Consider the following 10,647-nt stretch of genomic DNA (forward strand, 5'->3'; position numbering starts at 1 on the left):
AGCACTAAAAAGAAAAGACCTCACAGGTTTTCAAAACCTGTGAGGTCTACTGCGTTTTAGGCCTGTTTTTCTGAAAACAGGCCTAAAACGCTACGCCAGCAATTCCGCAATCGCTTTATCTACTTTCTCAAACCGGAAGCCGCTCAACACTTCATCCATCAAGCCTTTAATCTCAGCCGTGCACAGATTGCCAATACTGCCTTCATGCGTGTGGTTCACTTTCTCTGGTCGTTCAAATTCACCTTTCTCAATAGCAAGGCCCACGTTTTTGTACGCGTCTCTGAAAGGCACGCCGCTCAACACCTGGTTGTTCACCACTTCCACGCTGAAGAGGTACTGGTACTTTTCGTCTTTCAGGATATCTTGGTTCAGTTTCAGGTGCGGGAGCATGAAGGTCATCATCTCCAGGCAGTTTCTGATTTCGGTGAAGGCGGGGAAGAAGCTTTCTTTGAGCAATTGCAATTCACGGTGGTAGCCGGAGGGCAGATTGCCGAGCAGCATCTGAATCTCGGTGGGAAGCGCTTGCAGGCGGTTGCACTTGCCGCGCATGATCTCGAACACATCGGGGTTTTTCTTGTGCGGCATGATGCTGGAACCGGTGGTCAGTTCGTCGGGCAGCGTCACGAAGGCGAAGTTCTGGCTCATGTACAGGCACACATCCATGGCCATGCGGCCGATGGTGCTGGCAATGGAGGCCAGACCCATGCTCACGCTGCGCTCGGTTTTGCCCCGGCCCATCTGGGCGTACACCACGTTGAAGTTCAGCGCCTCGAAACCCAGCAAATCCGTCGTCATTTGGCGGTTCAACGGGAAGGAACTGCCGTAGCCGGCTGCCGAGCCCAGCGGATTCTTGTTGCTGATTTTGTAGGCCGCTTGCAAAAGTTGCAGGTCATCCACCAGACTTTCGGCGTAAGCCCCAAACCACAGCCCGAACGAAGATGGCATAGCTACCTGCAAGTGCGTGTACCCGGGCAGCAAAATATCTTTGTTCTTTTCGCTGAGTTCTTGTAGGGTAGTGAACAACGTGTGCACGGCCTCTACGGTAAGCCGAATTTCATGGCGGATGAACAGCTTGAGGTCCACCAACACCTGGTCGTTGCGGGACCGGCCGCTGTGAATCTTCTTGCCCGCCTCGCCCAAACGGCGCGTTAACAGCAACTCTACTTGAGAATGCACATCTTCCACACCGGGCTCAATCTCGAATTCTCCGCGTTCAATGCTTTTGTATATTTCCTTGAGTTCGCACTGCACAGCGGCCAGGTCTTCCGGCTCCATGAGCCCGATGCTCTCCAGCATACGCGTGTGCGCCAGGGAGCCCAGCACGTCAAAAGGAGCCAGTTGCAAATCCATTTCGGCGTCTTTGCCCACGGTGAATTTCTCAACGTTCTGCGCCACGGAGGTTTCTTTCTGCCAGAGTTTCATGCTAAGCGGTAATAACGGGTGTCAAAAGTTCTATGTAAAGCTGAATGCCTTCTTCCAGTTCTGAAAGGTAAATATATTCATCGGCGGTATGCGACCGCGCCGAGTCACCGGGGCCAATTTTGAGCGAAGGAATGCTCAACAGCGCCTGGTCTGAGGTGGTAGGGGAGCCGTACAGGTTCCTGCCCAGCCTGATGCCCGACTGCACGATGGAGTGATTCTGGTCAATGGACGAGGGCCGCAAACGGGTGGACCGTGGGGTCACCTCGCTTTTCACGTGCTCCCGAATAATGCTCAACACTTCTTCCGGCTGGTAGGCATCGGTCATGCGCACATCCACGGTAAACTTGCATTGGTCGGGTACCACGTTGTGCTGCGAACCTGCCTGAATGATGGTCACACTCATTTTAATTGGTCCCAAGAAACTGGACTCCTTCGGGAAACGGAACGTGCGGAACCACTCAATATCCGGTAGTGCTTCATAAATAGCATTGATTCCTTCCTCGCGCGCGGCATGTCCACCTTGTCCGTGCGCTATGCAATCCAACACCATTAGACCCTTCTCGGCCACGGCCAGGTGCATTTGGGTTGGTTCGCCTACAATGGCAAACTCCACCGCGCCCAGCTCCGGGTACACCAGTTCAATGCCGTTTCTGCCCGAGATTTCTTCTTCGGCAGTAGCCGCCAGCACCAGGTTATAGGTTAAATCCTGCCGTGCATAAAAGTGTAGGAACGTAGCCATCAAAGCCACCAAACAACCACCGGCATCGTTACTGCCCAAACCAATGAGTTTGCCGTTTCGCACGGTAGGTGTAAATGGGTCAACCGTCCAACTGGGGTGCGGCTTCACGGTGTCATGGTGCGAGTTCAACAGCACCGTCGGCAAGGCTGGGTTGTAGTGTTTATTGAACGCCCAGACGTTGTTCTGCTGCCGGTGAATTTCCACGCCCCGCGCCTGTAGAAACTGCGCAATCGCCTCCGCCGTCCCCGCCTCCTCGCGGCTGAACGACTGGATGGAAATCAATTGCTGGAGTAACGCGACGGCGTCTTGGTATAAGGTGTTGTTCATGGTGTGTGGGACCTCACCCCCTAGCCCCCTCTCCCACGGAGAGGGGGGACTCCGCTAATGCGTTTTGGGGCTGATTCTCGGGGACTAGGCTGAAAACAGTTTTTATAAACTCCCCTCTCCGTGGGAGAGGGGCCGGGGGTGAGGTTTATCTACTTTTCGTCCGTATACAACTTCTCTGCCTTATTGGCCGAGGTCCTGATACCTTTAATCATGGCCGAGCTGAAACCGTTGTGTTCCATCTCGTTCAAGCCCGCAATGGTACAGCCTTTGGGCGAGGTCACTTTGTCAATTTCGTTCTCGGGGTGACTCCCGAAGTGCAGCAACAGCGAAGCCGCGCCTTTAGCCGTTTGAGCGGCCATACGTAGTGCGTCTCCCGCATGAAAACCAATCTCGGTACCGCCCTGGGCCGCCGCGCGGATGGACCGTAAAAAGAAGGCAATACCGCAGGCCACCAAGGCCGTCGCCGAGGACATCAGTTCTTCCTCAATTTCTACGGTTTCGCCCACGGCCGAAAAGATTTCCTTCACCAAGGTCATGTTCTCTGGAGAGGCATTTTTACTGGCAATACAGGTCATAGACTCCTGAATGGCGATGGCGGTGTTGGGCATTGCGCGCACCACCTCCACTACCTTGCCAATGCGGGTAATGATATCCGTCACGGCCACCCCCGTCACAATGGAGATGAACAGATGGCGGCTGGGGTCGATGCTCTCGGAGATATTGTCCAGCACGCTGTCCAGCTGTTGCGGCAGAATGCTGAGCACGATGATGTCGGCCTCGGCCACGGCCAGCGCGTTGTTGCTGGAGGCACGGTAGCCCTGCTCCACCATGGCATCTAATAGCTTGGTATTGCGGCGGGTGAGGGTGATGTCCTCGGCGCGGTATTTCCCGGAGGCCACCATGCCCTTCGCCAGCGCGATGCCCATGTTGCCACCACCCAAAATCGCTATTTTTTTGTAGGGTTCACTCATTGGTTCAATATTTTAGAGCCGATGTTTTGGCTTGATTTATATCTATACTGTCATCTTGAAAGGACCTTTTGCGCGAACTAGGTAAAGTAACTGTAAATACCGCTTGCCCACAAGTTTCTTTCAGGATGACAAAGAGAAAGTAATGGCATTAATTTACCTTTATTTCTCTCTGTTTTCGGCCTGTTTTTTGAAAATTAGGCCAAAAACAGCTAATCCGGAGACACTCGTAGGAGCTGCGCACGCTACGAGGTCTTATGAGCAAGTGTCTGCTACGTAGCGGGGTGATTAAACCTGTGAGGTTTCCAAAACCTCACAGGCTTTTGCGTTTTGGCCTGTTTTCTGGAAATCAAACCAAAAACGCAATTCTGGCATAAATGCTGGTGCCGTGACCTCGTAGTGCGCGCAGCTCCTACGAGCGTCTTACAACGTAATCCTGGTTCCCGCTTTGCCACCTCCGGCAATAATCTGGATTTCAGCCGCATCACCAATGATAACCGCCTTCACGCCTTGTTCCAACGCAGCAAACGCATTGTCCAGCTTCGGCAGCATACCCGCGAAGATGGCGCCTTGTTCTTTCAGCTCGGCATAATAGGGCGGTTGCAGGTGGTGAATCACGCTGGTTTCATCTTCCACATCCAGCAGCACACCTTTCTTCTCGAAACTGTACACCAGGCTCACCTCAAAATGACCGCTCAACGCCACAGCCAGGGTAGAAGCGATGGTGTCGGCGTTGGTGTTGAGCATGTTTCCTTTGCCGTCATGGGTGAGGGCCGCGAAAACCGGTACAATGCATTGTTCTGCCAAGGACGCCAGAAAGGTGACGTTCACCTGCTCGGGACTTTCCACATCGCCTACAAACCCGTAATCAATGTCTTTGACAGGGCGCTTGTGGGCGGGAATGACGTTGGCATCGGCACCGGTGAGGCCGAGGGAGTTACAGCCTCTGGCCTGCAGTTGCGCCACCAGGTTCTTGTTCAGCAATCCGCCGTACACCATGGTCACCACGCGTAGGGTGTCGGCATCAGTAATGCGGCGGCCGTTCACCATATTGGGTTCAATGCCCAGCTGCTTGCTCAGTTCCGACGCAATTTTCCCGCCGCCGTGCACCAGTACTTTGGGGCCTGGCACAGAAGCAAAATCAGTTAAGAACTGTTCTAACTGCGCCGGGTTGTCCAGCACGTTTCCCCCAATTTTGATGACGTTGAGTTTCTGCATGTTTGTATTCATATCAGGTATCGCGTATCAAGTAGCAAGACACGAGATGTTAGACTTGCTCAGATTATTATGTCATCCTGAAAGGACCTAATGGGCAAGTTAGAAAAGCGATGGCTATACTTAACTTCCGTTTTTGGCCTCTTTTCTGAAAAATAGGCCTAAAACAGCTTCTTGCATTTAGCAACGGTCTATCTAGTTCGCCCACAAGGTCCTTTCAGGAGGACAAAGAGGAGGAAGGGAAGTAAGAGCTCACAGGTTTTCAAAACCTGTGAGGGCTTTGGTTCCTTCTACTGAATCCCCTCAAGCAACCGCTTCAGTACCGCTTGGGCCGCGAATTCACGGTTGGCGGCTTCGTTTACTACCAGGGAGTTAGGGCCGTCTAGGATTTCATCGCTGAGTTCCACGTTGCGGCGGACGGGGAGGCAATGCATCACTTTGGCGTTGTTGGTGTTGGCCAGGTGCTGGTTCGTGAGCATCCAGCTGGGGTCTTGGGTGAGAACTTCACCGTATTTGGGCTGAAAAGTAGACCAGTTCTTTACGTAGATAAAGTCGGCACCTTCTAAAGCTTCTTGCTGGTTGTGGGTGATGGTCGCGCCGTTGGTGAACTGCGGGTCCAGCTCGTAGCCTTCGGGGTGGGTGATGACGAAATCCACATCGGCGGCGCACATCCACTCAGCAAAAGAGTTGGGAACTGCTTGCGGCAATGCTTTCACGTGGGGAGCCCAGGTCAAGACCACCTTCGGCCGACGGCCTTGCGGGGCGTGCTCGGTAATGGTGACCAAATCGGCGAGGCTTTGCAGCGGGTGACGGGTAGCCGATTCCAAGCTCACGAACGGCACGTTGGCGTACTGGATGAACTTCTTCAGAATTTCTTCGGTGTAGTCTTCTTCCACGTTTTGCAGTTTTGGGAAGGAGCGGAGGCCTAGCACATCACAATACTCACCCATAACGGCGGCCGCGTCCTTGATGTGCTCAACGGTGGTGCCGTTCATGATGGCGCCGTCCTGGGTTTCCAGTGCCCAGCCTTCCTGGCCCATGTTCATGACCATGACGTTCATGCCCAAGCTCTGCGCGGCTTTCTGCGTACTGAGGCGGGTGCGTAAACTGGGGTTCAGGAAAATAAGGCCCAGCGTCTTGCGCTTGCCCAGGTGCTCAAACGCGTACGGGTTCTTCTTCAGCTCCAGCGCTTCCTGCACCAGGGCGTTTATATCTTCTACGTCGTGAACGGAAGTGAATTGCTTCATTTTTTGTGTAGTTTGACCTCACCCTAAATCCCTCTCCCGCGGAGAGGGACTTTTGGCTTTTGGCCTGAATTAACGGTTTCTGGTTTGAGGCTGTTTTCCAGAAAACAGCCTCAAAACGCATAATAGTTTTTTCTCCCCTCTCCGTGGGAGAGGGGCCGGGGGTGAGGTGTCTTCTACTTCACCAACGCCCCAAACGCCTCTAAAAATCTATCCAGCTCCGCCTGTGTCACATTCAGGGCGGGCAGTATCCGGATGGTGTTTTTGTTGGAGGCCGAGCCGGTGAAGATACGGTACTCGTCCAGCAGGGCTTTGCGGAGCGGGGCGCACGGGTTTTCCAGCTCGATACCCACCATCAGGCCTTGGCCGCGCACTTCGCGTACACCGGGGATGGCTTTGGCTTTCTCCATGAGGTAGTCGCCCATTTGGGCAGCGTTCTCTACCAGGTTCTCCTGTTCCATCACTTCCAGCACGGCCAAAGCTGCGGCGCAGGCCAGGTAATTTCCCCCGAAAGTGGTACCCAGCATGCCATGTTTGGCGGGAATCTCCGGAGATATGAGCACGCCCGCCACGGGGAAGCCGTTGCCCATGCCTTTGGCGATGGTAATCAGGTCTGGTTTAATGCCCGCGTGCTGGTGCGCGAAGAACTTGCCCGAACGCCCGTAGCCCGATTGGATTTCGTCCAGGATGAGTAGCGCGCCTTGTTTCTTGGCTAGTTTTTCCAAATCCTGCAAAAAGGGAGCGGTAGGGATGTTCACACCGCCCACGCCCTGGATGCCTTCCACAATAATGGCGGCTACTTCGTTCGTAGCCAAGGCTTCTTCCACTGCGGCAGCATCATTGAACGGCAGGAAGATAATGTTCTCCGTCTCATTCACCGGAGCGACAATGCTGCGGTCATCCGTCGCGGCTACTACCGCCGAGGTTCTGCCGTGGAACGACTTGCTGAACGAAATCATTTTCTTCCGGCCGGTGTGGAATGAGGCCAGTTTCAGGGCATTCTCGTTCGCCTCCGCGCCGGAGTTTATCAGAAATAACTGGTAATCATCATAGCCGCTTAGCTTGCCTAATTTCTCCGCCAGTTCCTGCTGCTGCGGAATCTTCACCGAGTTAGAGTAGAAGCCAATATTGTTGAGCTGGTTGGTGAGGCGCTGCACATAATGCGGGTGGCTGTGGCCGATGGAAATCACGGCATGGCCGCCGTATAAATCCAGATACTCAGTGCCGTTCTCATCCCAGAGCTTGGAGCCGAGGGCCTTTACCGGTGTTATATCAAAGAGGGGGTAAACGTCAAAGAGGTTCATATTGAAGACGTAAGATTCAAGATGTAAGACATCAGACTTTTCCGTTTAGCGGCTGTTTTTCAGAAAACAGGCCGATAACAGAAATTTATATTTTGCTGTAAATATATTGCTGGCGCGAGTCTCCAGACTCGTGCCCATGGATGATGGGTAGTCTCCAGACTACCCTCGCTGCCCAGCAGCGAAAGCACGCATTGCTGAACGTAAATGCTTCCAACTCGTAGTTCCCGGCGAGTCTGGAGACTCGCATCATCTTTTGTCACGAGACTTCAGTCTCGCGCCAGTTGAAAACCTCACAGTTTCTGTTTTTGGCCTCATTTCTGAAAAACAGGCCCAAAACGCTTCGGCAGAGCTCCCCTCTCCATGGGAGAGGGGCTGGGGGTGAGGTCCTAAAACCCAATCGCTTTCAACTGCAAGCCCGCCCTTTCGTCCAGTCCGAACAGCAGGTTCATGTTCTGCACGGCCTGGCCGCTGGCACCTTTTAGCAGGTTGTCAATCAGGCTGGTGATCACCAGTTGATCCTCGTGCTTCTCTATATATAAGAGGCACTTGTTGGTGTTGACTACCTGTTTCAGGTCGGGGTTCTTAGAGGTGATAAGCGTGTATGGGTGGCCTTCATAGAACTGCCTGTACAATTGCTGGGCTTCTTCCAGGCTCAGGTCTGAGCGCAGGTAGGTGGTGCATAGAATGCCCCGGCTGAAGTTCCCGCGATACGGCACAAAGCGGATGGCAGTGTCCAGATTACTTTGCAGTACTTGCAGACTCTCGGTAATCTCATGCAGGTGCTGGTGCCCGAACACTTTGTAGCTGGAGATATTATTGTTGCGCCAGCTGAAGTGCGAGGTCTCAGCCAGTTTCTGACCAGCGCCGGTTGAACCCGTGATGCCGCTCACGTGCACTTCTTCTGGCAGAGAACCGTTCTGTGCCAGTGGCAGCAAAGCCAACTGAATAGCCGTCGCAAAGCAACCCGGGTTGGCTACATTGGCCGCCGATTTTATCTTTTCCCGGTTCAGTTCTGGCAATCCGTACACGAATTGACGGTTACCAAAAGCAGATTTCTCTGTTAAGCGGAAATCCTGGCTCAGGTCAATGATTTTGACCGTGTCCGGAGTAGGGTTAGCGTCTAAAAATTTCTTCGCATCGCCGTGGCCTACGCAGAGGAACAGCACGTCCACCTGGATGCCCAGTTGGTTCGTAAAAACCAACTCCGTGTCGCCCAGCAGGTCGGTGTGAGTATCGGTCACGGGTTTACCCGCTTGGCTGTTGCTGTGTACGAAGCTTATTTCTACGTGTGGGTGGTGCACCAGCAGGCGCAGCAGCTCACCACCGGTGTAGCCCGCTCCGCCTACTATGCCCACTTTTATAAGATTACTCTGCGCCATCTTCGCCATTTATTAAGCGGTACATCATAGTCTGATTTCCGAAGATTTTGGAGAAGCCTTTCACGTCTTCGCCAGTCCAGGCGTTGTTCATTTCGCCATATGACCCAAATTTGGAAGACATCAAATCATGCTCCGACTCAATGCCTTCTACCTGGAAGCGGTACGGGGCCAGCCACACGTGTACTTTGCCCGTCACGGTTTTCTGAGTATCAGTCAAGAAGGTCTCGATGTTGCGCATGGTAGGGTCCAGAAACTGGCCTTCGTGCATCCAGTTGCCGTACCAGGTAGCCAAGCTGTCTTTCCAGTACAACTGCCACTTGGTGAGCGTGTGCTTCTCCAGCGCGTGGTGCGCTTTGATAATCACCATCGGCGCTGCCGCCTCAAAGCCCACACGTCCTTTGATGCCAATAATAGTATCACCCACGTGAATGTCACGGCCAATGGCAAACGCCCCTGCAATCTCCTGCAGCTTCTGGATAACGTGCACCGGATTGTCGAATAGCTCATCGTTCAAGCCCACCGGCTCCCCGTTTTTGAAGTGCAGCGTAATGCGCTCTGGCGTTTCTTTAGTAAGCTGAGTTGGGTACGCAGATTCTGGCAACGCCTGGTGCGACGTCAGGGTCTCCTTGCCACCCACCGAGGTGCCCCAGATGCCTTTGTTGATAGAATATTGCGCCTTCTGGAAATCCATCTCCACGCCCCGCTCTTTCAGGTAGGCAATCTCTTCCTCTCTGGACAGTTTCAGGTCACGGATAGGCGTAATCACCTGCACGTTCGGCACCAGAATGTTGAATACCATGTCGAAACGTACTTGGTCGTTGCCAGCGCCGGTGCTGCCGTGGGCCACCGCTTCGGCACCAATCTGCTGCGCGTACTTGGCAATGGCCACCGCCTGTGAGATACGCTCGGCACTCACCGATAGGGGATAGGTGTTATTTTTCAACACATTCCCAAAAATCAGGTATTTCAGGCAAGACTGGTAGTAGTTGTCGGTTTCGTCTAAGGTTACGTGCTGTTTCACGCCCAGATTCTCAGCCCTTCGGGCGATTTCCGCCAGTTCCTCTTCAGAGAAGCCGCCAGTATTCACAATGGCCGAATAGATTTCATAACCTTGTTCCAGCAGGTACTTCACACAGAAAGATGTGTCTAAGCCGCCACTGAACGCGAGAACTACTTTTTTCATGGGTAACTATTAATGGGTGTTATAAATCAGGTACTTTTTCGTCCCCCTTTGAAGGGGGTAGGGGGATGATGACTCGTGCTGATGAAGGCATGCCCGAGAATCACTTTTAAACAACTATGGCTCGGAAGTTACTTCCGTGACTTATATAAGCGTTCTAAAAAGTCACGGAAGTAACTTCCGCGCCATAGTTAAAAGAGTTATTCTTCCGCCTTTGGCGGAACGTAGAGCATGGCCGTGCAGAGGCAGTTGCTGCGGTTTTTGGCCGTTAAGATGTCAAAGTTCACACAGCTGCGGCAGCCTTTCCAGAACTCCTCGTCGTTGGTGAGCTCTGAATAGGTCACCGGGCGGTAGCCCAGGTCTGAGTTGATTTTCATCACCGCCAGCGCCGTAGTGAGTCCGAAGATCTTAGCGTGCGGGTATTTGGTGCGCGACAGTTCGAACACCTTCTGCTTGATGAGCTTAGCCAGACCACTTTTGCGCAGGTGCGGCGACACAATCAAACCAGAGTTGGCCACATACTCGCCATGACCCCAGGTTTCAATGTAGCAGAAGCCAGACCAGTTGCCATCCTGGTCAAATGCGATGACCGCTTTGCCTTCCCGCATCTTCTGGGCCACGTACTCAGGTGAGCGCTTGGCTATACCGGTGCCGCGGGCCTTGGCCGAGGCTTCCATCTCATCGCAAATCTGCTGGGCATAGGGGGTGTGCTCCTCTGTGGCCACCACCACCTTGAATTCAGGTTGAACCTCCATGTGTACAGGGGCGATAGGCTGTAAGGGTACAGCCGTAGCGTTCATACGCATTCGTATATGAAATTGAAAAGTTGATGAAAAAGGAGAAAGTAAGTCTAAATCAGTAATAATACG

General features: G+C 53.3%; 8 protein-coding genes and 1 pseudogene. All 9 read right to left on the bottom strand.

Features of this window, described 5'->3' with window-relative positions:
* Nucleotides 1-90: 90 nt before the first annotated feature.
* Complete coding sequence (argH, locus tag FHS90_RS07365) at nt 91-1,422, bottom strand: argininosuccinate lyase (protein WP_066838211.1); 1,332 nt, start codon at nt 1,420-1,422, stop codon at nt 91-93.
* Between the two features lies 1 nt (nt 1,423).
* Complete coding sequence (locus FHS90_RS07370) at nt 1,424-2,488, bottom strand: M20 family metallo-hydrolase (protein WP_182512553.1); 1,065 nt, start codon at nt 2,486-2,488, stop codon at nt 1,424-1,426.
* A gap of 149 nt (nt 2,489-2,637) precedes the next feature.
* Nucleotides 2,638-3,459 (bottom strand): pyrroline-5-carboxylate reductase, encoded by an 822-nt coding sequence (gene proC, locus FHS90_RS07375; protein ID WP_066838214.1) that lies wholly within the window; start codon nt 3,457-3,459, stop codon nt 2,638-2,640.
* Nucleotides 3,460-3,879: 420 nt separating this feature from the next.
* Nucleotides 3,880-4,674, bottom strand: a complete 795-nt coding sequence (gene argB / locus FHS90_RS07380; protein ID WP_066838218.1) for an acetylglutamate kinase — start codon at nt 4,672-4,674, stop codon at nt 3,880-3,882.
* 287 nt (nt 4,675-4,961) lie between these two features.
* Nucleotides 4,962-5,918, bottom strand: coding sequence for an N-acetylornithine carbamoyltransferase (locus tag FHS90_RS07385; protein WP_182512554.1), 957 nt, complete (start codon nt 5,916-5,918; stop codon nt 4,962-4,964).
* A 173-nt stretch (nt 5,919-6,091) separates the two neighbouring features.
* Nucleotides 6,092-7,219 carry an aspartate aminotransferase family protein gene (locus tag FHS90_RS07390; protein WP_182512555.1) on the bottom strand — a complete coding sequence of 376 codons (1,128 nt, stop codon included), beginning with the start codon at nt 7,217-7,219 and terminating at the stop codon, nt 6,092-6,094.
* 386 nt (nt 7,220-7,605) lie between these two features.
* On the bottom strand, nt 7,606-8,598 hold the full coding sequence (gene argC / locus FHS90_RS07395; protein WP_182512556.1) for an N-acetyl-gamma-glutamyl-phosphate reductase: 993 nt from the start codon (nt 8,596-8,598) through the stop codon (nt 7,606-7,608).
* On the bottom strand, nt 8,585-9,781 hold the full coding sequence (gene argG / locus FHS90_RS07400; RefSeq protein WP_182512557.1) for an argininosuccinate synthase: 1,197 nt from the start codon (nt 9,779-9,781) through the stop codon (nt 8,585-8,587). The genes argC and argG overlap by 14 nt, the downstream gene beginning before the upstream one ends.
* Before the next feature lie 209 nt (nt 9,782-9,990).
* Nucleotides 9,991-10,533, bottom strand: a pseudogene (locus FHS90_RS07405) (GNAT family N-acetyltransferase); the annotation flags it as partial.
* Between the last annotated feature and the right edge of the window lie 114 nt (nt 10,534-10,647).

This window comes from Rufibacter ruber (assembly GCF_014138425.1).
Taxonomy (GTDB): domain Bacteria; phylum Bacteroidota; class Bacteroidia; order Cytophagales; family Hymenobacteraceae; genus Nibribacter; species Nibribacter ruber_C.

What these genes read in the sequence shown, in the direction of transcription:
- argH (WP_066838211.1), bottom strand. Translation starts at nt 1,422, where the DNA reads ATGAAACTCTGGCAGAAAGAAACCTCCGTGGCGCAGAACGTTGAGAAA.
- FHS90_RS07390 (WP_182512555.1), bottom strand. Translation starts at nt 7,219, where the DNA reads ATGAACCTCTTTGACGTTTACCCCCTCTTTGATATAACACCGGTAAAG.
- FHS90_RS07385 (WP_182512554.1), bottom strand. Translation starts at nt 5,918, where the DNA reads ATGAAGCAATTCACTTCCGTTCACGACGTAGAAGATATAAACGCCCTG.
- argB (WP_066838218.1), bottom strand. Translation starts at nt 4,674, where the DNA reads ATGCAGAAACTCAACGTCATCAAAATTGGGGGAAACGTGCTGGACAAC.
- proC (WP_066838214.1), bottom strand. Translation starts at nt 3,459, where the DNA reads ATGAGTGAACCCTACAAAAAAATAGCGATTTTGGGTGGTGGCAACATG.
- argC (WP_182512556.1), bottom strand. Translation starts at nt 8,598, where the DNA reads ATGGCGCAGAGTAATCTTATAAAAGTGGGCATAGTAGGCGGAGCGGGC.
- FHS90_RS07370 (WP_182512553.1), bottom strand. Translation starts at nt 2,488, where the DNA reads ATGAACAACACCTTATACCAAGACGCCGTCGCGTTACTCCAGCAATTG.
- argG (WP_182512557.1), bottom strand. Translation starts at nt 9,781, where the DNA reads ATGAAAAAAGTAGTTCTCGCGTTCAGTGGCGGCTTAGACACATCTTTC.